We start from the raw sequence: 21,828 nt of genomic DNA on the forward strand, positions 1-21,828 counted from the left end.
CGACCGTCCTGGCGCCTCATGTTTCGGTGATGAAGGCTGGAGAGCCGCTCTGAGCGAGCGCTGCGCGAGCCTGCTCGACCGACATCGCTCTGAACGCGAGAAAAAATCGGCCCAGTCCGCCGCTCGCTTGGTGCCCCTCGACGGTACAGAGGAAGCGAGCCAGCGCCGCGGTTCCGAGACCGGCACAGCGGACGAACAATGTCATGCGCCGGAGATCGGCGGACTCGTGGGCCGCGATGACGTGAGCGGCGGGCAGACCGGTCAAATGGGCGAGGGCGAGGAGGGCTTCCGGGATGCGGCCGTTGCTCAACCAGTGCTGAATGTCGCTCTCGTCGAGGCCGATCTTGATGCGCAGGGCAACGGCCGCCTCGGCTCTCGCGTAGTTGCGAACCTGTTGCTGACCTTTGTTCATGCGCGACCGCGCCTGTTCGTAACGTCGCTCGCGCAGCACCGCCGCCCGGCGCCTTGGATCGAGATCCGTACGGCGCTCCAATCCCGCTGCGAGAACCTCTTCGTCCTCGATGCGCGTCGCCAGCAGCAGCAGGGTCCTGTCCGAGAGCTGCGCACCCGTATTGGCAAGCAGCAGGCCGAGGACGGTCTCGTCCCCTCGGGCCGCGACGACGTCGCAGACCGCCTCGCTCAGCCTCGCCCGTTCCGCGATGGCGGCCAAATGTTCCTGGCCGCGGCTCTGCGCAAGATGAATCAGGGCCGCATCGGGAATCGCGATCCGACTGCGCAAGATCGGTGCGGCGACCGGGCCGGCCTGGTCGGCCGCGAGCTGCCGCACGAGGCCCTGCGGCGCTTCCGTCAGGGCGCCGACATGTTCCGCCACCGCCTGCCGCGCCTCGAGTCCCGCGCCGCTGATGAGGCGTCCGAACACCTCATCGAAGGTTTCCAGATGGGTGTTCGAGAGCGCCGAGGACATGCCGACGAGCAACTCGGTCACCCCCAGGAGCATCCGCTGATGGTGGGATGTGTCGGCCGTCTCCAGAACTTGGTCGATCGTATCGACGAGGTCGGCAAGGCTGCTCAAGGGAGAACCGTTCTTCGATGGGCGACGCCGAGAGCCGTATCCGACCTGATTGCATCAGACCGGCGGCTCTAAGCTTCTGCTTTGGCGCGCTTTCTTCCGACGAACCGGCATCCACTTCGTCGGAAGACGCTCTGGAGCTCGCGCAGGGTTCAACCTCACGCTGCGCGTTGCGCCGGACGTGATGCCGTTGCGTCGTGCACAGGTTGATGGACGGCATTCACCGGATCGCGCCCGGGATGTTGAGGCCAAGGCCGGACAGGAGGGGCGGGCGCCCCCGACGCGGCATCCCAGGCACGGTGCGATCCGTCTCAGCGGAGACGGGCCGCCCGCGCGCGTTCAGGCGGATGGCAATCGGGAGCGTGATCTCGGGGGACATGCTGAATGCTGATCGCGCGAGGCGCCGGTCGTGCCGACAATGCGATCATCAAAGGGCAGCGGGCTTTCCCGCCACCTAAATCCCGAAGCGGAGAACGATCATCCAGGTCACAAAAGATCTCAAATAATGGGATACTTATCTCAAAGAACGAAAACAGGCATTTATATCTCAATCAACACGCTCAATGCCTCATCGGGGCGCGTGTAGCTCGGACAACGACGTCCCCCGATCGCGCTGGCCAATTCGCTCCGCCCATCACCTGCGCGCGGATCCTCCCGCCGCACGATCGCGTCCTGATCGACACATCTCCGACTCCTCGACCAATGGGATCTACCAGTCGGACGACGCCAGAACGGGTCTTTCGGCCAAGCCCATCCGATCCCGAACCGTTGACGAGACAGCATGAGCTGAAGCGGTCTCAGTTCCAACTTAGACTTGGAATAATTTGTTGTTTCTCAGCAACGACTGATCTTATCGTGATCCCTCAACACAAAATATGCGCGCGTATGCTTGCCGCTCTCGCATTATCATACGTAAACGCGCCGTCCCGGCTCCGTGGAGCCTGCTCTCAAATCGGAACGGCCATGAGCAGCGTAGCGCAAGGGAGACCGCATCCCGTCACAGCGGGATCGGCTGCGCTCATCACAGGCTCACGTGCCCTTCTTGGCCTCGCTCTGTCCTGGCCCCTGGGAGCCCATGCACAGACCGTCCCTCCGGAGGGCGCCGAGGCGGTCTTGTCCGAACTCTCGGTCACGGGCAGCGGCGAGCGGGCGGGCGGGCCCGTCGTCGGGTACCGTGCCACGCGCTCGGCCACCGCGACGCGCACCGACACGGCGCTCCGCGACACGCCGCAATCGATCCAGGTCGTGCCGCGCGAGGTTCTGGTCGATCAGCAGAGCGTCCGCCTCACAGACGCGCTCACCAATGTCAGCAACGTCCAGCCCGGCGGCACCATCCAGGGCCGCTCCGACACCTACATCCTACGCGGCTTCCGCACCCAGACCTACGCCATCGACGGGCTGGTGCTGAACCCGGCCAATTCCTTCCAGCCGACGCAGCGCGACCTCGCCAACGTCGAGCGCGTGGAGGTGCTGAAGGGGCCGGCCTCCGTGCTCTATGGCCAGGGCGATCCCGGCGGCCTGATCAACATCGTCACGCGTCAGCCGACCCTCGCCCCGTCCGCCGACCTGACCGTCCAGGGCGGCTCCTTCGCCTTCCGGCGGGTCCAAGGATCGGTCTCGGGCGCGATCCCGAGCGTCGAAGGTCTCGCCGCCCGCTTCAGCTTCGGCACGCAGAACGAAGCCACGTTCCGCAATTTCGGCGGACCGGAAAACTCCCGGCACTTCTTCGCGCCGGCCTTCGTCTGGACCCCCGATCCATCCACCCGCGTCTATCTCAACGCCGAATTCACCCGTCAGCACAGCCAGTACGACGAGGGCCTGATCGCCTTCCGCGGCCGGGTGCCGCTCGACAACGTCCGCCGCTTCTACGGCGAGCCGTGGTCGCGCTATTACGGCGAAGCGAACTCGATCACCCTGCTCGCCGAGCACGACGTGAACGAGAACCTGACCCTGCGGCAGGCGGTCAACGGCCAGTGGGGCGCGTTCAATCTCCTCGCAACCCGGGCGACAGGCGTGAACGCCGCCGGCACCACGGTGACGCGGCGCCTCACCGAGGGCGACTCGATCTACCACTCCATCGACAGCCGCACCGAGGCGGTCGGCCGCTTCATCGATCCGTTCGGCTTCCGCCACACGGCACTGGCCGGCTTCGAGATCGTGGATGGCTTTCGTCATCCCCTGACGAGGCAAGGAGCCGCGACCTCGGTGTCCTTCCTCAACCCGATCCGAGGCTCGGTTCCGCAGGTCGGCACGCTGACGCTGCAGAACGACCTGCGGCAGAAGCTCAGCCTGTTCGGCGCTTACCTGCAGGACCAGATCGAGTTCTTTCCCGGCCTGCAACTCGTGCTCGGTGTGCGGTTCGACACTGCCGACCAGCTCTACTACCAGCGCACACCGGCCAATCCGAACCGGCCGCCTGAGCAGAACCTCACCGGGACATCGCCGCGGGTCGGCCTCGTCTGGCGCCCGGTGGAGCCGCTCACGCTCTACGGCAGCTACACCACCTCCTTCGTGCCGCAGACCGCCAACGTCCTCAACGTGGCAAGTCCGCCTCCGGAGACCGGCGAGCAGGTGGAGGTCGGCGCCCGCTTCGACCTGATCCCCGACCAGCTCACGGTGAGTGCGGCCGCGTTCCGCATCCTGCGGGCGAACGTGGCCGCCTCCGATCCGGTCAATACCGGCTTCTCGATCATTACCGGCGAGCAGCGCGCGCAGGGGTTCGAGGGCGACATCGCCGGTGAGATCCTGCCGGGCTGGAAGATCATCGGCGGCATCGGCTACCTCGATGCGGAGGTCACGCGGGACCGCTTCATCCCGGTCGGCAACCGCCTGCCCGCGGCGCCGGTCTTCAGCACCAGCGTCTGGTCGACCTACCAGTTCCAGGGCGGTCCCCTGCGAGGCTTCGGCTTCGGCGGCGGCCTCACCTATGTCGGCGAGCGCTTCGGCGACATCACCAACACCTACAAGGTCGGCGCCTATGCCCGCCTCGACGCGACCGTGTTCTACGAGATCGACCCGACCTGGCGCTTCGCCGTGAACGGCCGCAACCTCACCGACCGGCGCTACATCGAGCAGCCGTTCAACCAGTTCAACAACCTGCCCGGCGCACCCCTCACGGTGCTCGCCAGCCTGACCGCGCGCTACTGATCCGGTCTCCGCTCGATCAGAGCGGGGAGCGGATCAGCAAGCCCGCGCGGCGCATGAGCGTTGACCCAATCCGCCATCCCGAAGGGATCAACCGGATTGGGTATGAGGCGCGCCGATCGAGAGCCGAACGATCCTATTTTCGAGCGCCATGCCGTCAGCTTTCTCCCCCGTCCGCACCGTTCTGTTTCGCCTGCACTGGGCGCTCGGCCTCACCGCCGGGCTCGTGCTTGCGCTGGTCGGAGCGACGGGTGCGCTGATGAGCTACGAGGAGGCAATCACCACTTTCGCCAACCGCGATCGAGTAGAGATCGCGGCGCCGGAGCGGGCGTCGCTGGCGCCTTCGGCCCTGGCGGCTCGGATCGAGGCGCAGCGTCCGGGGCAGCGCGTCGCCGCGCTGACCCTCTCGGGCGAGACCGGCCGGAGCATCGTTCCGAGCGCCGTGGCGCGCTTCGCCCGCGCACGGGCCGGCGGCGAGCGGCCACCCTCCGTCTACGCCGACCCCTTCGATGGGACCGTGCTCGGACCCGTGCGGTTGGAGGGGTTCTTCGGCACGGTGCGGGCGCTGCACCGCTGGCTGCTGCTCCCCGGCGAGGGCAAGGGCTGGGGCAGCACACTCACCGGCGCCGGCGCCCTCGCGCTGCTCGCTTTCCTCGGCAGCGGACTATACCTGCGCTGGCCCGGACGGCACGGCTGGCGGGTCTGGCTCCGGCCGAACCTTGCCCGGCCCGGCCGCGCCCGCTGGTGGTCGCTGCACGCGGTGGCCGGGACGTGGCTGCTGCCGGTCTACGCGGTGACCGCCCTGTCGGGCCTGTGGTGGTCCTACGATGGGTATCGCGCGGGCGCGACGTGGCTGCTCACGGGACAAGCGCCGAAGGAGCGGTCCGAGCCGCGCCCCGCCCACCGCGTGTCCGAGGATCGCAACTCCGACGGCGTCCCGGCGGTCGATGCGGCCTGGGCCGACTTCTCGGCGACGCGCACGTCCGCCCTCGCGACGCTTACCCTGCCGGGACCGGAGGCGGCGGCGATCCGCATCCGCTGGCACGCCCCGGATGCGATCCTTCGCAACGAGGCCACCTACGACGCTCGCACCGGCGTCCCGCTCAGCGACCAGCGCGCCACCGATACGAGCCTCGGCCAGCGCATCGCCGACAACATGCTCGAAGTCCATCGCGGCCGCTTCTTCGGCGCGCCCGCCGCCCTGCTGTTCTGCCTCGCGGCGCTCGCGCTCCCCGGCTTTTTCGCCACCGGGCTGACGCTCTTCGCCCTGCGCCGCCGGGCCGGGCGGCGACGGACACCCGGCCGTGCGCCCCGGCCGGCCGAGGCGTCGGCGGGCGGATAACGCCTGGGCGCCCGCCGCGATCATCGAACTCGGGTTCCGCGCCGGCGTTCTGGCAGGGAGTCGAGAGAGATCGGATCCGGAAATGGGTGTGTCATCAACGGGAAACCGCCTGCTCCGAGCGCTGCCGCCGGAAGAGCTGGAGCCGCTCCTGCCGCAGTTCGAGCGCGTTCAGGTCCAGAAGGGCGACATCCTCTGGTCCGTCGGGCATCCACTGGATTTCGTCTATTTCCCCGAAGCCGGGCTGTCCTCGAACGTCGCCGTGATGAGCGAGGGGCGGCGAATCGAGGTCGGCTGCTTCGGCCAAGAGGGCATGGTCAGCACCGCCAGCGTGCTGAACGCCGACCGCGCCCCGCACGAGCTGATGGTCCAGGTCGGCGGCCCCTGGCTGCGGATGGCGGTCGGCACGTTCCGCGAGGCTCTGCGGAGGAGTCCAGCCCTGCACGATCTGCTGCTGCGCTACACCCACACGGTGATGATGACCGTGAGCCAGACGGCGATGTCGAACGGCGCCTACACCGTCGAGGAGCGTCTGGCCCGCTGGATCCTCATGGCGCATGACCGGCTGGAGGGCGACGAACTCTCGCTCACCCACGACTTCCTGTCGATCATGCTGGCAACCCAGCGCTCCACCGTGACGCTGGCGATCCAGGCGCTCGAAGGCTACGGCGCGATCCAGGCCAGGCGCGCGCTGATCATCGTGCGCGACCGCGGGATGCTCTGCGATCTCGCGGGAAACAGCTACGGTCCGGCGGAAGCCGCGTACGAGTGCCTGATCGGGCCATTTCGGCGGACGGCGGCCTCCTCCGCCTGAGGGCGCATGACGGCCGCCTCCCAGTGGACCGAACCTGACGCTTGGTATCCTCTGCCAAGGGCTGCTTTCGACTCTTCGCAGGCTGTGGGAAGGTCCGCTTCCAGGCAGCGAATGCGAGCCGCTTCATGTTCAAGAGGAGGTCGGATTGCTGATTGTCTGCCTGATCTGCCGAACATCGCGCGCTGGCGGTGCGCCAAACTGCCGAGAATATTCACGACTGAACTGCGATGCACTTTCGTAGCCGACCGAAAACGCCACATCAGACGCGCGGTGATCGCCGCCGAGCAGCAAATGCCTCGCATTTATCAAACGAATCTGCTTCTGATACTGTAACGGGGTGAGACCTGTCATCGCGAGAAAGTGGCGGTGCAAACTTGCTCGACTCATGCCGGTTGCGTCGCAGAGCGCCCCGATGCGCAAGCGAGCGTTCGAATTGTCCCGTATCCAATCAACAGCCCTGCGTATTTGGCTCAGTGCCCCCTCGGGTCGAGCAATCTGGCGCAGCACTCGTCCCTGTGGCCCCTGCAGGAGACGATAGAGCAGTTCCCTCTCTACCATGGGAGCTAGACCTGGGATGTCGTCCGGGGTGTCGAGCAGCGACAGCAGGCGCAATAAGGTATCGCGCAGCGGCCGTGTGATCGGATTGATCGTAACGCCCTCGCTCGAAGGTGCGGTGCTCGACCCCGGCGGTACGATGGAGGCGACCTCGGCTAGCAGGCCGAGGTCCAGAACCAGGGACGCCACAATGTAGGGTTGGCCACCCCCGGTGTCGACGACTGGTCCGATACGCGGCAATTCGATTGCACTGATGATGTAATGCTCGGCATCGTAGCGACGAGGATCGTCGTTGATCGCCACATACCTCGAACCCTGAAGAATGAAGCAGACCATCGAGCGGTACAGGGGCAAACCCTTGGCGTCGGTCTCGTGGCCCACACGGATTTCCAGCCGTGGGATCGAGGTCAGGGTCAGCCCCGGCGGTGCGTGACGATGCACGATGCCGAGATGGGGCGCGAGAGCGTCAGTCATCGTCGAACTATGACATCGCTTGTCCTCTGGGAATAGAGACTGAGACGATCGGGCAAGAAAGTGAGCCTATCGGGCAGGCAAGGCGCACGCAGGTCGTCTAACCCTTGCTCAACGGACGTAGGTTTTACGGTCTGCCGAAGACCGGCCGGTAACCCGTCCTGAGTGTCTATCCCGCCTCATCAGGCATTACTCTCGGTAAATCACTGATATGTCTGTAAGTCTTTCAGGTAAGACTGCGCTTGTCACAGGCGCTTCGGGGGGCATTGGGCGCGCCATCGCCCAGCACCTTGCTGCTGCGGGCGCGGAGATTGTCGTTCACTATGGAAGTGGTCATGACAGGGCTGAGGAAACGGTCCGTCTCGTCACGACGGCAGGGGGCAAGGCCAGAAGCGTGCAGGCCGATCTGAGCAAGACCAGTGATATCGAGAAGCTGGCGGGCGAATGCGCAGGCGGCCTCGATATCCTCGTCAATAACGCGGGCATCGCGCGCGGCTACACGATCGATCACACCAGCGAGGAGGATTTCGACAGTGTCTTCTCGACCAACGTTAAAGGCATCTTCTTCCTGACCAAGGCAATCCTGCCGCGTCTGAACAGTGGCGCTTCCATCGTCAATATCTCGTCGATGGTGTCCATCGCGGCTTACCCGGCCTACCTCGCCTATGGGATGTCAAAGTCCGCAGTGAACAGCTTCACTCGCTCTCTCGCGGCCGAACTTGGTCCGCGCGGCATCAGGGTCAATGCAATTGCCCCGGGCGCAACGGACACAGAATTCGTGAGCAGCGTCAGGGACAACCCTGAGATTATGGCAGGCATCAATGCTGCAACGGCACTCGGACGAATGGGAACGCCGGACGAGATCGCGCGGGCGGTAACCTGGGTGGCGTCCCCGGAAGGCGGCTGGATCACCGGGCAGGTCATCCAAGTCAGCGGCGGCATGCACCTGTAGAAGTCGATGTTGCAGGCGCTCTGGACCGTAAAAGAGTTATTTTTTCGCTGCCGCGCCTGCGACGCCTTCAACAGAATATCATCCGGTTATTTGAACTGTTGGCCGGTGGTCAAGTTGCTCACACCCATCAGATGTCCGCTTACGAGCGCGGCGTCGAGGGCAGCTCCCCGCCCTCAACCGATCTTACGGGCGTGTCCCAAGCACCGAATTCAGCCCTCTACACCAATCCCACCGTCTCCTTCGGAAACCGCATCGAGAAGACGGCCCCCCGTCCCGGCCCGTCGGAGAACGCCTCGGCGCGGCCGCCGTGGAGTTCAGCGATACGCTTGACGATGGAGAGACCGAGCCCCGTCGAGCCTTCGCCGCCGGTGGGCTTGGCTGAGAGGCGCTGGTAGCGGCCGAACAGGCGGCCAGCATCCTCCGGGGACAGGCCTGGGCCCTGATCGGCCACCGCGCAGACATAGTCGCCGCCCTCCTCCCGCACGCTCACCGTGATCGCGCCGCCGGGATAGGAATACTTGATCGCGTTCGAGACGAGGTTGTCGAACGCCTCGCGCAGCCGCTCGGCATCGCCGCAGAGATGGAGCGGCGCGGCGAGATTCAGGGTCAGGCTCTGGCCCTTCGAATCGGCGATCGGCCGGTTGGCCTCGCAGACCTCGCGGGCGAGACCGGCCAGATCGACGGGCTCGCGTCGCAGGGTGATGTCGAGGGCATCGTTCATGGCATCGGCCATGAGGCTGTCGATCATGTCGATCAGGCGCGTGGCCGAGGTGCGGATGTGATCGACCTGGGTCCGCATCGCGGTGCGTGCCTGCTCCGAGCCGGACGGCTCGCCCGAATCGAGACCGATCAGGTCGGTCAGCATCTCGGAGCGACCGAGGATCACCGAGAGCGGGTTCTTCAGGTCGTGGGCGATGGTGCCCAGGATCTCGGTCTTGAGGCTGTTGGCCCGCCGCAGGTCCGAGCGCTGCATGTCGAGGCGGCGGTTGGCGCGGATCAGCTCGGCGGTGCGCTCGACCACCCGCTGTTCCAGGGTGACGTTGGCGCGCTGCAGCCGCTCGTAGAGGATCACGTTGTCGAAGGCGACCGAGAGGCGTCCTGCCAGCAGGGTAATCAGCGCCCGGTCGGTGTCGGAGAGCGGGCGGTCGGTGTCGATCAGCGCGACGATCTCGCTGCCGCTCGCGGTCTGCACGTAGAGCGTGGAGAGACCGTCGCCGAAGCTGTGGCGGCGCGCGGCGAAGGCCTGCTCGACCAGGGGCTGGATGCCGGGATCGAGCGGCCAGCCGGGATCGCGGCCGACATAGCCGCCGTAGAGCCCCGAGCCGGCGAGCACGCTGAAGCCGCCCTCGCGCTTGTGGTCCCGCTCGTCCTCGCGCAGGACGAGGATGCCGGCGCAATCGACGTTGAGGAGCGAGGCGACCTGGGTCAGCACGCCTTCGGCCAACCGCTGCATCGACTTGTGGTCGAGCAGCATCGGCGCGGCGTCGATGATGATCTCAAGCCCGCGCCGGGTCTCGTCGAGCCGCCGGAGCTGCTGATAGGCCCGGAGCGCCGCGGTGAGGCTGGTGAAGAGCTTGTCGGCGGTGAGTTCGGTCTTCGCCTTGTAGTCGTTGATGTCGTAATCGACGATGACGCGCCGCTCCGGCGCCTGCCCCGGCTGACCCGTGCGCAGGATGATGCGGACGGTTTCCTCCCTCAACTCCCGGCGGATGTAGTCGACGAGCCGCAAGCCAGCATCGTCGGTCTCCATCACCACGTCGAGGAGCACGATGGCGACGTCGCGCCGCTCCGCCAGCAGCGCCCGCGCCTCCTGGGCCGAATGGGCGGAAAGGATGTCGAGGCCCCGCCCGTCGAGGCTGTATCCGGCAAGCGCGTAGCGGGTGCCCTCGTGGACGGCCGGATCGTCGTCGATCACCGCGATCGTCCAGGCGCCGGCGCGGGCCGGAGTCTCCGCCACCTCGTCGGGAATGAGTTCGAGCCAATCGTCGTCGGTCGCGTCGTTCATCGCATGAAGGCCTTTCGCGCTCTTCGAGGCCACCCGCATGCATCTGCCGACCGCACCGGCGTCACGAGCGCTCTCTCGTCGCTCTTGGTGCAGCGGCGCGTGCGATGTTGCCGTTCGAAAGCACACACGTCGATGTTTATCCGGAACTTGCGAAGAAATCTTAGCGAAAGGTCGATGGTCTCAACACATCTCTCACCGGCCTGCGTCGAGCGGCTTCAATGATCGCGCCCGAGGCCGCTGTCACCCGCTCCGTAAGAGCCGTTGATGGCCGCCCCGGTGGCGTCGCCAAGTCCGATTCGATCGGGCATGGTGAGAGCGAAAGCTGTCGAGTCCGGCCGGGCCCACGCTTTTCGATTCGAGGGATCATCGAGGTGACGGCAGGTTTCTCTTCATCCACGCGCATGTCTTCAGTCACGTGCATGTCTTCAATCACGTGCATGGGCGGCCGCCCATGACGCCGACCGGCCCCCACATCGCCGTCGTCGACGACGAGGCAGATGCCCGCGCCATGGTCGGCGAATATCTGCGCCTGCACGGGTTCGACGTGACCCTGTGCGAGGGCGGCCGGGCGCTGCGGGCGCATCTGCAGATCCGCACGCCGGACCTGATCGTGCTCGACCTCAACATGCCCGAAGAGGACGGCCTCTCCATCGTGCGGGACCTCAAGGCGCGAAGCCCAATCCCGATCATCATGCTGACGGCGACCGCGAGCCCGATCGACCGGGTGGTGGGGCTCGAACTTGGCGCGGACGACTACCTGCCCAAGCCCTGCGAGCTGCGCGAACTTGTTGCCCGCGTGCGCTCGGTGCTGCGGCGGGCGCAAGGCACGCCGCCGGCCCCTGCTCCAGCTTCTTCTCCAGCCTCTGCGCCGGCCGCCTCACCGGAGACCCCATCGCGAACGATCCGGTTCGGAACGAAGTGGCTCGAACTCGACGCCCTGCGCCTGCGCGATGATGCCGGCATGGAGCAGCCGCTGACCCGCTCGGAATTCGATCTGCTCAAGGCCTTCGCCGACCATCCGAAGCGGGCGCTGTCTCGCGAGCGGCTGCTCGACCTCGCCGATGCCCGCGATCCGGACGCGTTCGACCGGGCGATCGACGTGCGAATCAACCGCATCCGCAAGAAGGTGGAGCCGGACCCGGCCAATCCGCGCTACATCCGCACCGTGCGCGGCCTGGGCTACATCTTCCGGCCCGAAGGTGACTGACCGCACGGCAGACGCCGAATGTTTCGTCGGCGCCGCACGCGACGCAACAAACGCCCCTTGATCCGGTGATCCTGTGACCGGCACGCAAAACGCCGGACACGCCCCCTCCCTACAATCTTCTCCATCGACGACGGCGAAGCCGCGAGGGGGATGTCATGCAGGGATTGGTCTCAATGATTGCCGTGAGCGCGGTGCTGTCCGCCGGACTCGTCGCCGGCCTGGCTGCGACGGACGCCGCCGCCCGCCCGAAGCCGGCGGTGACCGCGGCGCCGATCGAGGCGCCGGCCCTCAAGGCCCCCGAGAGCCGCCCGTCGACAACGGTCTCGCCCTGTACCGCCGCCTGGCCCTACCAGTCAGCCGCCTGCGCTGCGGACGGGCGCAAGGTGCGCGTCATCGCGCTGACCGGGCGCTGAGGAAGGCCGCCATGCCGCATTTCTCGAAGGAAGGCCTGGAGGCCTCGCCGGAAGCGCTGGCCAAGCTGCGGGAGATCCTGCACGGGCGCCAACAGGGTGGCCGCGACGGCCGGACCGTGCCGTCGACGCCGACCAAGGAGGGCCGCTTCGGCACCTCCGGCGGCCGAGGGGCGCCGGTGCGCCGCCGGCGCCGGACGGATCTGGCGGGGGTGTGAGAGCGCCTTCGGATGCTGTCCCCACCGGGAACGGGGCGAGGCCCTTGTCGGGAGACGCGTTTCCGGCGACGATCCCGCTCCGAGGAAGGACGCTCCCGAGGGAGCCCGCGACGGGGCGAGGATGCGGGTCGGCCGGAAGATTGCCCTGGTCGGCGGTGTCCCGATCCTCGTCGCCGCGGCCATCGCGGCGGCGGGCTGGTTCCTGCTCGCCCAGGGCGAGCGCGCCCGCGCCGGCGCACTGCTCGCTGCCCGCGTCTACCACGACCTGATCCAGGCGCGGTCCGTACGCGACGACTTCGTCGCCGCCCGTCCCGACGAGCGCGACGCGATCGCGACGCGGTTCTTCGACCTGACCGGCGGGGCCGGGAACGGTCTGGAGACACTTCAGGGGCAGGCCCGCACCCGGCGACAGGCCGAGCGGGCCGCCGCGGCGCGCCAATCCCTCGACCTTTACGTGGCGCGGATGCGCGAGTTCTCCGCGGTCGCCCGCGAGAATGACGGCCTCATCGCCGAGATGGGCCGGCGCGCCAGCCGGCTGACCGACCTCGCCGAGCAGGCCCGCCAGCGCCAGCAGGCCTCGAACGTCGATCTCGCCTGGACGCTGACGGGGAAGGTGAACCGGCTGCGCGCCACGCGGGACGCGGTGACGGGGCTCAACGCCGTGCTGGCCGCCGCGTGGCAGCTCGCCCTCGGCCGGTCACGCGGCGCGTCACCGGAGACGGAGCGCGCCGAGCGCACCCGCCTCGTCCATGCCGGCCGCGACCTCGCCGCGGCGCTGCGCGCCACCTCCCGCGAGATCGAGGCCGCGGAGGCCGAGCGCCGGACCGCCCTCGACACGGCGCTCGATTCGGCCGCGGGCGACCGGCTGACCGAATGGGGCGAGCACCTGCTCAAGATCGTGACCTCCGAGCAGCGCACGCTCGACGACGAGGTGGCGCAGCTCCTCGCCTATGCCGGCGAGGCCAACGCGACGGGCCAAGCGACGCAGAACATCGGCATCACGACGCTCAAGCTCGGCCAGCGCACCGCCGAGGCGCTGGCGCGACGGGACGCAGAGGCCGTCTCCGCCATGCTCGGCGAGGGCGAGCGGCTCTCGGCGAGCGCCTCCGCCCTGCCGATCTCGCCGCTGATCCAGTCCGACATGATCGAGGCCATCGACGGCTGGCGGGCGCGGCTCGCCACCACCGTCGACGGGCTCAAGCGGCAGAACGCGATGATCGCCGAGATGGACGGCCTCGCCGCCGGCCTGAGCGAGGCCGCCCGCGCGCTGAACGACGACGCGCTCGAGGATGCCGACCGGTTCGGCACCTTCCTCGGCCAACTCCTCCTCGCCGGGGCGGCCGTCGGCCTGCTGCTCGGCGCGCTCGTCGCGCTGGCGGTGGCCCGTTCGATCCTCGTGCCCCTGCGCCAGCTTCAGGGCGACATGATCGCGCTGGCCGCCGATCCGAAGGCGGAGGGGCTCTCCGGCACGCAGCGCACCGACGAACTCGGCGACATCGCCCGCGCGACGAATTTCTTCGTGACCGAGATCGGCCGGCGCGAACGGGCGCTGCGGCGGGCCAAGGACCAGGCCGACCACGCCCTGCACAACCTCCATCAGGCCCAGGACGACCTGATCCGCGCGGAGAAGCTCGCCTCGCTGGGGCAGCTCGTGGCCGGCGTCGCCCACGAGATCAACACGCCGCTCGGCATCGCGCTCACCACCGCGACGCTGGTGCGCGACGAGACGCGGACCTTCCAGGGCCTCGTCGCCGCGGGCACGCTCTCGCGCTCGCGCCTGACCCATTTCGTCGACCGGGTCGGGGAAGGGACGCAACTGCTCTGCGCCAACCTGACCCGCGCCGCCGACCTCGTCCACGGCTTCAAGCAGGTGGCGGTGGACCGGGCCAGCGACGAGCGCCGCCGCTTCGATCTCGATGTCTGGCTCGGCGAGCTGCTGGCGAGCCTCCAGCCGATGCTGCGCAAGGGCGGCCACAGGATCGAGCGCGACGTCCCGTCGGGCATCGTCGTGGATACCTATCCCGGCGTGCTGGCGCAGATCGTCACCAACCTTGTCGCCAACGCCGTGGTGCACGGTTTCGCCGCGGCCCGGCGGCCCGGCACCATCACGGTGCGGGTCTCGCAGGCCGGATCCCTGGTGCGGCTGGAGGTGGGCGACGACGGAAGCGGCATCGCGCCGGAGCATCTCGGGCGGATCTTCGACCCGTTCTTCACCACCGCCCGCTCCCGCGGCAGCACCGGACTCGGCATGCACATCGTGCACAACCTCGTGACGGCCAAGCTCCAGGGCCGCATCGCCGTCGAGAGCGAGCCGGGCCGGGGCACCCGCGTGCGGCTCGAATTCCCGAGGACGCCCGGCGAGGCCGAGCGGCCGGGCGCGGCCCGCCGGCCCGCCGGGGTGCAGGCGCCGTGAGACGCCGCGCTCGCCCCGCGGCCCTCTTGGCCGCCGTTGTTGCCGCGGCCGCCCTCCTGGCGGGCGCGTCGACGGGACAGGCGCGCACCCTGGTCTACTGCTCCGAGGGCAACCCGGAATCCCTCGATCCCGGCCTCGTCACCACGACGACGGCGATGAGCGCGACGTGGCAGCTGTTCAACAGCCTCGTCGAGTTCGCCCCCGGCACCACCGATCTGCGGCCGGCGCTCGCCGAATCATGGCAGGTCTCCGACGAGGGACGGACCTACGACTTCACCCTGCGGGCGGGCGTGCGCTTCCATGCCCAGCCCGGCTTCACGCCGAGCCGCGCGCTCAACGCCGACGACGTGCTGTTCAGTTTTCTTCGCCAGTGGAAGCCGGACCACCCCTATCACGGGGTCGGCGGCGATTTCGCCTACTTCCGCGATCTCGGCCTCGCCGGCCTGATCAAGGGGATCGAGCGGCTCGACGAGCGCCGGATCCGCTTCCGGCTGAAAGAGCCGGACGCGACCTTCCTGCCCAACCTCGCCCAGGCCTTCGGCGCCATCCTGTCGGCGGAATATGCCGAGCATCTCGCGCGCCGGGGAACGCCGGAGGTGCTCGCCCGCGCGCCGGTCGGCACCGGCCCGTTCCGCTTCGTCGATTACCGCCCCGACGTGGCCCTGCGCTATCGCCGCTTCCCGGACTACTGGCGCCAGCCGGCCGAAGCCGGGGCGGGCGCGGTCGACGCGCTCGTATTCTCGATCACGCCGAACACCGCGGTGCGGCTGACCAAGCTCAAGGCGGGCGAGTGCCACGTGATGGCGTTCCCCGGCACCGCTGATGTCGAGGCGGTGCGGGCCGATCCCGATCTCACGCTGGTCTCGGGTGAGGAACTGAACGTCGCCTATCTCGCCCTCAACACCGCGCGCCCGCCGATGAGCGATCCGCGGGTGCGCCGCGCCGTCAGCCTTGCCATCGACCGCCGCGCCATCGTCGAGGCCGTCTACGGGCCGGCCGGCACGGTGGCGCACAACCCGCTGCCGCCGACGAGCTGGGCCTTCCACCGCGACCTGCCCGAGACCGTCTTCGACCGCGAGGCCGCGGCGCGACTGCTCGCCGAGGCCGGCTTTGCCGAGGGCTTCGAGACCGATCTCTGGTTCCTGCCGGTGAGCCGCCCCTACAATCCCAACGGACGGCGCGTGGCCGATATGATCCGCGCCGACCTTGCCCGCATCGGCATCCGCGCCCGGCTGACCACCCGCGACTGGACCGCCTACCGGGCGGCGCTCTACGGCGGCGAGCCGACGATGATGCTCTACGGCTGGACCAGCGACAATGGCGACCCGGACAACTTCATGAACGTGCTGCTCGGCTGCCGGGCGGCGGCGCCGGGCGGTGCCAACCTCGCCCGCTGGTGCGATCCCGCATACGATGCGGCGGTCCAGGCCGCTCGACGCACCGACGACCGCGGGATCCGCACCCGGCTCTACCGGGACGCGCAGGCCCGCTTCCGCGAGGCCGCCCCCTGGGTGCCGCTCGCCCACACCGTCGTTCACATGGCGGTCCGAAGCACGGTCAACGGCTTCCGGGCTGATCCGCTCGGGCGCACCCTGTTCGAAGGCGTGACGTTGGCGGAGTAATGTTTTGCAGTGCCATATCTCGCATTGCGGCATATCATATATTATCCACTGGCGAGTGTGCATGGATGCCACGCTTGCAAGGCGGGTTGCGCTGCGGCCTACCGATATCCAGATGTGCGCCTTCTCCGCCATGGCGTGCGCTCTGGCTCGCGCGTTGCAGCGGGTGTCGTCCGGCCGGATGACTGGACGAACGGGGGTGCGCCGGACGACAGGTGGGGGCCTCGTCAGGGGGACCCGACAGGGATGCGGATCGAGGCGGGCGTCGGAAAGGACGATGAGGTGAGCGAGGTCATGACCGACCCGGCCGAACAAGAGGCGAGTTTCCTCAATGAGCTCGGCCGGCGGGTACGCCATGCCCGGACGGTGCGGGGGCTGTCGCGCAAGCTGCTCTCGCAGGCCTCCGGCCTGTCCGAGCGCTACATCGCCCAGCTCGAGAGCGGCCAGGGCAACGTCTCGATCATCCTGCTGCGGCGTGTCGCCAACGCGATGGGCATGCGGCTCGACGATCTCGTCTCGAGCCAGGAGGCTTCCCCCGACTGGCGCGTCATCCGCGACCTGCTCGAACAGGCGAACCCGGACCAGATCGCCTTGGCTAAGGCGGCGCTCGCGGGCTCGACCGGCGCGGATGTGCAGACAGTCCGGCGGCGCGTGGCTCTGGTGGGCCTGCGCGGCGCCGGCAAATCGACGCTCGGCCGGATGGCGGCCGCCCATCTCGGCTGGCGCTTCGTGGAGCTCAACACGGAGATCGAGCGCGAGAACGGCCTGTCGGTCCGCGAGATTTTCGCGATCTACGGCCAGGAAGGTTACCGTCGTTTGGAGCAGAAGGCGCTTCGCGGCCTCGCCGAGCAGCCGGGCCCGATGGTGCTCGCCACCGGCGGCAGCATCGTCGCCGAACCGCTGACCTACGACCTGCTCCTCTCCTCCTTCTACACCATCTGGCTCCAGGCCCGGCCCGAGGAGCATCTGCAGCGGGTGCGCGACCAGGGCCATGTCGAGGGCAAGGGTGACCCCACCTCCGTGCTCGAAGACCTGCGCGCCGTCCTGCTTAGCCGCGAGCCGCTCTATGCCCGCGCCTCGGCCACGGTGGACACCTCCGACGTCCCGGTCGAGACCATGGCCGCACGCCTGATCGAGGTGATCGAAGATCGCTTCAGCGGCCACGACAACGGCGGCAAGCGCCCCATCGCGTAAGCGACGGCGCGATCCGCCGCAGGGTCTGGCTCGACCTCTTGATGCGGCGGCGGGCAACACCAAGCTGTAGAGCCTGCCCCGGCTGGGCGAAGACTCTTCTCCCGCTTGCCGCCCGCGCGATACGGGTCGTATCCACTTTCTCGGTTCAGCCGGGACAATCGGTTCCGCCCCGGTGTCGAGTCGCCAATGCTCTGCCGGCCGCGCACCGCATCGCGGCCCAGAGGCCGAATGGACAGCCCGCGCTGTCGAGGAGGAATGCATGTCCGCCAGTCCGTCGCTCAGCCCGGCCTCCGGGCGCGAAGGGATCGCCGGAATCGTCGATCCGCTCTGGACGCGCGTGCGCACCGAGGCGGAGACGGTGGTGCGCGACGAGCCGCAACTCGCCTCGTTCTTCGTGGCGACCATCCTCAACCATCCGAGCCTCGAAGCGGCGGTGGCTCACCGCGTCGCCACGCGACTCGGCCACGCCTCGCTCTCGACCGAACTCGTCGCCCACGGCTTCCACGAGGCGCTCCAGGACGATGCGTATATTGGCCAGAGCATGCGCGCCGACATCCTCGCCGTCATGGACCGCGACCCGGCGACCACGCGGGCGATCGAGCCGCTGCTCTACTTCAAGGGTTTCCACGCGATTCAGGCGCACCGCCTCGCCCACTGGTACTGGGGCCAGGGCCGGCGCGACCTCGCACTCTACCTCCAGAGCCGGTCCTCGGAGGTGTTCCAGACCGACATCCACCCGGCCGCCCGGATCGGGCGCGGAGTGTTCTTCGATCACGCCACCGGCCTCGTCGTCGGCTCCACCGCTGTGATCGAGGACGACGTCTCAATCCTGCACGCGGTGACGCTGGGCGGCACGGGCAAGCATGGCGGCGACCGCCACCCGAAGATCCGCCGCGGCGTGATGATCGGCGCGGGCGCCAAGATCCTCGGCAACATCGAGGTCGGGGCCTGCGCCCGCGTCGCGGCGGGCTCGGTCGTGCTCCGCTCGGTGCCGCCGCATACCACCGTCGTCGGCGTGCCGGCGCGCGTCGTGGGAGCCGCCGGCTGCGCCGAGCCCGCTCGCTCGATGGATCAACTCGTGGCGATGAGCGAGTTCGTCGACATCGCCGGCGGGATCTGAATCCGGCCTGTCGCTTTCCCGCTGGGTTGCCTGCCCACCCGCGACGTGGCAAGCCGCCGGCCACCATCCGAAGCCCCCTCAGCGCTGCCGCCGGAACCCTACGTCCCGGCGCGCACCGCCTCGCAAGAAGGTTGACGGCGTGACCAAGACCGAAGTCGCCAAGCTGCAGGACTACCTGCGCCGCAAGTTCGCCAACGCCAATATCCGCGTCGTCGCGATGAAGACCGGTGATTCCGCCGAGGTGTTCATCGGCGACGAGTCGATCGGCGTGCTCGCCGACGACAAGGAGGACGGCGACGATTCCTTCACCTTCCGCATGGCGATTCTCGACATCGACCTCGAAGAGGACGCCTGAGGCTCGCCTCGTCCCGATCACGGATATCGATTCCGACGCCGTCCCGGGCTTTCCCGCCTGTGGGCGGCGTTAGCGTTAACGAAACCTCTTTCTTAACAAGACGTAAACCTTCGGTCAGACTGCGCGTCACATCCTGAGAAGGAGCGTCGCGTCATGACCCTGAGCCCGTCTTCCCTCGAAGCCATCCAGGCGCTCATTGTCGGCCTCGCGCTGGCGGGGCTGCTCGCGAGCGCCTTCGAATATGCCACGAACCGGCGCGCGAGCTTCCGCCTGCTCGAAGCCGGTGGCGTCACCGCCTTGGTCGCCCTGCCGATGATCGCGGTGGTCGCGCCCTTCATCATCTTGCGCAACACCTTGCGGGGCCGCCGCTTCGAGCATCGGCCGATACCCTTCGTGATGATCGCGACGATGATCGCCTGCGGCTGGAGCCTGCTCTCGGGCCAGATCGCCCTCGGCATGGCCCATCGGCTGGCCGGACTGTAACCGCGCTCGCGTGCATCGTCTTTTTCGCGAAATCCGGCGGCCGCCTTTCGGGACGATGCTCTCGGTTACTGACGCACCCACATCACCCGCGCCATCCAGGCGACGTCGGCGAGCGGCACCATGCGATCCTCGTGGTCGGGGTTGAGCGAGGCCAGCTCGATGGTCCGCGCGGTGCGGCGGCGCAGCTCCTTGGCCAGCACCTCGCCGTTGGTGAGCCGGGCGACGATCCGGTCGCCCTTGCGGATGCCGGCATTGGGGGCAACGATCAGCACGTCGCCGTCGCGGTAGAGCGGCAGCATCGAATCGCCCTGCACCTCCAAGGCGAAGGCGTGGTCATCGCCGAGATCGGGAAACTCGATCTCGTCCCAGCCGGGGCCGCCCGTCGGAATTCCCTCCTCGGTGAACAGGCGGCCGGATCCGGCCTGCGTCAGGCCGACCAGCGGCACCATCGTGCGGGCCGGCGCCTGCCCGGAATCGACGAGATGCAGGAAGTCGTCGAGGCTGGCGCCCGTGGCCGCGAGCACCTTCGCGATCGATTCGGTGGAGGGCCAGCGCTTGCGCCCGTCGGGCCCGACGCGTTTCGAGCGGTTGAAGCTCGTGGCGTCGAGGCCCGCACGTCGGGCGAGGCCCGACGCGGAGAAGCCGTGGCGCTCGGCCAACCGGTCGATCGCAGTCCAGATCTGCTCGTGCGACAGCATAGCGGCCTCAGACCGGCGCGTGTGCCGTTGAGACATACGGCCTAAAGTTAGGAAACTAGAACCCGCCGAACCCGGACGCAATCGGAGCATCCGGAGAGGCGAGTGTCGCATCTGAACGGCAAGCGGTGAAGACGTGGCACCCCGTATCCGGCATCGGTTGCCGCGGGGAAGCGCGCGTTCTATCGCTCCGGAAGATCGACCCCCGGAGACCGGATGGCCCTCGTCTACAAGATCTGTCCGCGCGACCTCTGGCGGAACGCCGAGGCGCTCGGCCGCTTCACCGGTGCGCCCGTCGATCACGCCGACGGGTTCATCCACTTCTCGACCGCCGACCAAGTCGTCGAGACCGCCGCCCGCCATTTCGCCGGACAGGACGACCTGCTCCTCGTGGCGGTCGAGGGTGACGACCTCGGGCCGGCGTTGCGGTTCGAGCCGTCGCGGGGCGGCGCGCTGTTCCCGCACCTCTACGGCGACCTTCCCTTGAGCGCCGTGCGCTCCGTGACCGCCCTCCCCCTCGATCCAGAGGGACGGCACGTCTTCCCGGCGGAGATCGTGCCGGCATGATCGACGCGCTTTTCCCCCTCGCCCGGCCGCTGCTGCACGGGCTCGACGCCGAGACGGCGCACGACCTGACGATTCGCGGCCTCTCACTGCTGCCGCCGCGCCGGCCGCCGGCCGACGACGCGGCGCTCGCCGTCGAGGTGTTCGGGCGGCGCTTCCCCAACCCGGTCGGCCTTGCCGCCGGCTTCGACAAGGGCGCGCGGGTGGCCGACGCACTTCTGGGCCTCGGCTTCGGCTTCGTCGAGGTCGGCGGCGTGGTGCCACGGCCGCAGCCCGGCAATCCGCGCCCCCGGGTGTTCCGGCTCCCCGGCGACCGGGCGGTGATCAACCGCTTCGGCCTCAACAGCGAGGGGCTCGACGCGGTGGCCGACCGGCTCAAGGCCCGCGAAGGCCGGGAGGGCATCGTCGGCGTCAATATCGGGGCCAACAAGGAATCGGCGGACCGGCTCGCCGACTACGTCGCCTGCACCGCGCGGCTCGCCCCGCACGTCGCCTTCATCACCGTCAACGTCTCCTCGCCCAACACGCCGGGCCTGCGCGATCTTCAGGGCGAGGCGTTCCTCGACGACCTGCTCGCCCGCGTGGTCGCCGCCCGCGACGAAAGCGGATCGAGAGCGGCGGTGCTGCTCAAGATCGCGCCCGACATCGCCCTCGAGGGGCTCGACGCCATGACGGCGACGGCGCTCCGGCGCGGCATCCAGGGCCTCGTCGTCTCGAACACCACGATCGCGCGGCCCGCCAGCCTTACGGAATCCACCATCGCGAAGGAGACCGGCGGCCTGTCCGGCCGGCCGCTCTTCGGCCCGGCGACGCGGCTTCTCGCGCAGACCTATCTGCGCGTCGGCGACCGGATCCCGCTGGTCGGCGTCGGCGGGATCGATTCGGCCGAGGCCGCCTGGACCAAGATCCGGGCCGGCGCGCGCCTCGTCCAGCTCTACTCCGCCCTCGTCTACGAGGGGCCGGGGCTCGTCGGCACGATCAAGCGCGGCCTGAGCCAGCGGCTTCGGGCGGAAGGGCTGACGAGCCTCGAACCGGTGGTCGGGCGGGACGCGGCCGACCTCGCGCAGGGCGCGTGAACCGCCCCGCGCCCCACCATCCGAGCGCGGACACAATGCAGTTTTCTGCGCACTGCACTTTGTTGCAACGCATCAAATTTCCAAGTCGCTCGTTCGCCCTCTCGACGAGATGAACCCTTGAGCCATTCCAGAAATAGGCACCTTCTGGAATTGAGTTAAATTGC

19 protein-coding genes are annotated in these 21,828 nt (G+C 68.4%); 15 read left to right on the plus strand and 4 right to left on the minus strand.

The genetic code is table 11. The features are described 5' to 3' along the window. Window positions 1-16: 16 nt before the first annotated feature. Window positions 17-1,033, minus strand: a complete 1,017-nt coding sequence (locus tag MFF24_RS12810; RefSeq protein WP_238224778.1) for a DUF2336 domain-containing protein — start codon at window positions 1,031-1,033, stop codon at window positions 17-19. Window positions 1,034-1,993: 960 nt separating this feature from the next. On the opposite strand from MFF24_RS12810, the gene MFF24_RS12815 reads away from it, so the two are divergent. The 3 genes from MFF24_RS12815 to MFF24_RS12825 all read left to right on the plus strand — a co-directional run bounded on the left by MFF24_RS12815 (window position 1,994) and on the right by MFF24_RS12825 (window position 6,327). Next, complete coding sequence (locus tag MFF24_RS12815) at window positions 1,994-4,177, plus strand: TonB-dependent siderophore receptor (RefSeq protein ID WP_238224779.1); 2,184 nt, start codon at window positions 1,994-1,996, stop codon at window positions 4,175-4,177. A 148-nt stretch (window positions 4,178-4,325) separates the two neighbouring features. Beyond that, entirely contained in the window at window positions 4,326-5,516 is a 1,191-nt protein-coding gene (locus MFF24_RS12820) for a PepSY-associated TM helix domain-containing protein (protein ID WP_238224780.1), read from the plus strand. Window positions 5,517-5,598: 82 nt separating this feature from the next. Further along, window positions 5,599-6,327 (plus strand): Crp/Fnr family transcriptional regulator, encoded by a 729-nt coding sequence (locus MFF24_RS12825; protein ID WP_108940046.1) that lies wholly within the window; start codon window positions 5,599-5,601, stop codon window positions 6,325-6,327. A gap of 129 nt (window positions 6,328-6,456) precedes the next feature. On the opposite strand, the gene MFF24_RS12830 is transcribed toward MFF24_RS12825, so the two are convergent. Beyond that, entirely contained in the window at window positions 6,457-7,356 is a 900-nt protein-coding gene (locus MFF24_RS12830; RefSeq protein WP_238224781.1) for an AraC family transcriptional regulator, read from the minus strand. A 208-nt stretch (window positions 7,357-7,564) separates the two neighbouring features. Between MFF24_RS12830 and MFF24_RS12835 the strand changes: the two genes are divergently transcribed. Further along, entirely contained in the window at window positions 7,565-8,305 is a 741-nt protein-coding gene (locus MFF24_RS12835; RefSeq protein WP_238224782.1) for an SDR family NAD(P)-dependent oxidoreductase, read from the plus strand. Window positions 8,306-8,522: 217 nt separating this feature from the next. Here MFF24_RS12835 and MFF24_RS12840 read toward each other — a convergent pair whose 3' ends face one another. Beyond that, the gene (locus tag MFF24_RS12840) at window positions 8,523-10,349 is read right to left on the minus strand and encodes an ATP-binding response regulator (protein WP_238224783.1); all 1,827 of its coding nucleotides are present in this window, start codon (window positions 10,347-10,349) and stop codon (window positions 8,523-8,525) included. 412 nt (window positions 10,350-10,761) lie between these two features. Here MFF24_RS12840 and MFF24_RS12845 point away from each other — a divergent pair, with 412 nt between their 5' ends. The 9 genes from MFF24_RS12845 (at window position 10,762) to MFF24_RS12885 (ending at window position 19,329) form a co-directional block, all read left to right on the plus strand. After that, a complete protein-coding gene (locus MFF24_RS12845) occupies window positions 10,762-11,517 on the plus strand; it encodes a response regulator (protein ID WP_238224784.1) in 756 nt (251 codons plus the stop codon). A 173-nt stretch (window positions 11,518-11,690) separates the two neighbouring features. Further along, window positions 11,691-11,930, plus strand: coding sequence for a hypothetical protein (locus MFF24_RS12850; protein ID WP_238224786.1), 240 nt, complete (start codon window positions 11,691-11,693; stop codon window positions 11,928-11,930). A gap of 11 nt (window positions 11,931-11,941) precedes the next feature. Continuing rightward, on the plus strand, window positions 11,942-12,145 hold the full coding sequence (locus tag MFF24_RS12855) for a hypothetical protein (protein ID WP_133089410.1): 204 nt from the start codon (window positions 11,942-11,944) through the stop codon (window positions 12,143-12,145). A gap of 121 nt (window positions 12,146-12,266) precedes the next feature. Beyond that, window positions 12,267-14,558 carry a sensor histidine kinase gene (locus tag MFF24_RS12860; protein ID WP_238224788.1) on the plus strand — a complete coding sequence of 764 codons (2,292 nt, stop codon included), beginning with the start codon at window positions 12,267-12,269 and terminating at the stop codon, window positions 14,556-14,558. After that, window positions 14,555-16,180, plus strand: a complete 1,626-nt coding sequence (locus MFF24_RS12865) for an ABC transporter substrate-binding protein (RefSeq protein ID WP_308445601.1) — start codon at window positions 14,555-14,557, stop codon at window positions 16,178-16,180. Before MFF24_RS12860 ends, MFF24_RS12865 begins: the two co-directional genes overlap by 4 nt. A 243-nt stretch (window positions 16,181-16,423) precedes the next feature. Beyond that, window positions 16,424-17,371 carry a helix-turn-helix transcriptional regulator gene (locus MFF24_RS12870; protein WP_283214497.1) on the plus strand — a complete coding sequence of 316 codons (948 nt, stop codon included), beginning with the start codon at window positions 16,424-16,426 and terminating at the stop codon, window positions 17,369-17,371. A 259-nt stretch (window positions 17,372-17,630) separates the two neighbouring features. Continuing rightward, window positions 17,631-18,491, plus strand: coding sequence for a serine O-acetyltransferase (gene cysE / locus MFF24_RS12875; RefSeq protein WP_108940038.1), 861 nt, complete (start codon window positions 17,631-17,633; stop codon window positions 18,489-18,491). A gap of 139 nt (window positions 18,492-18,630) precedes the next feature. Then, entirely contained in the window at window positions 18,631-18,846 is a 216-nt protein-coding gene (locus MFF24_RS12880) for a DUF3126 family protein (protein ID WP_017485459.1), read from the plus strand. Between the two features lie 153 nt (window positions 18,847-18,999). After that, entirely contained in the window at window positions 19,000-19,329 is a 330-nt protein-coding gene (locus MFF24_RS12885; RefSeq protein WP_108940037.1) for a DUF6949 family protein, read from the plus strand. 65 nt (window positions 19,330-19,394) lie between these two features. Here the strand turns inward: MFF24_RS12885 and MFF24_RS12890 are convergent, their stop codons facing one another. Continuing rightward, window positions 19,395-20,027 (minus strand): S24 family peptidase, encoded by a 633-nt coding sequence (locus MFF24_RS12890; protein ID WP_108940036.1) that lies wholly within the window; start codon window positions 20,025-20,027, stop codon window positions 19,395-19,397. Window positions 20,028-20,240: 213 nt separating this feature from the next. Between MFF24_RS12890 and MFF24_RS12895 the strand changes: the two genes are divergently transcribed. Next, window positions 20,241-20,591 carry a DUF952 domain-containing protein gene (locus tag MFF24_RS12895; protein ID WP_238224789.1) on the plus strand — a complete coding sequence of 117 codons (351 nt, stop codon included), beginning with the start codon at window positions 20,241-20,243 and terminating at the stop codon, window positions 20,589-20,591. Continuing rightward, window positions 20,588-21,664: a quinone-dependent dihydroorotate dehydrogenase gene (locus MFF24_RS12900; protein ID WP_238224790.1), complete on the plus strand. Its 1,077-nt coding sequence runs from the start codon at window positions 20,588-20,590 to the stop codon at window positions 21,662-21,664. The genes MFF24_RS12895 and MFF24_RS12900 overlap by 4 nt, the downstream gene beginning before the upstream one ends. Window positions 21,665-21,828 lie beyond the last annotated feature (164 nt).

Source organism: Methylorubrum aminovorans, assembly GCF_022179725.1.
GTDB lineage: Bacteria > Pseudomonadota > Alphaproteobacteria > Rhizobiales > Beijerinckiaceae > Methylobacterium > Methylobacterium aminovorans.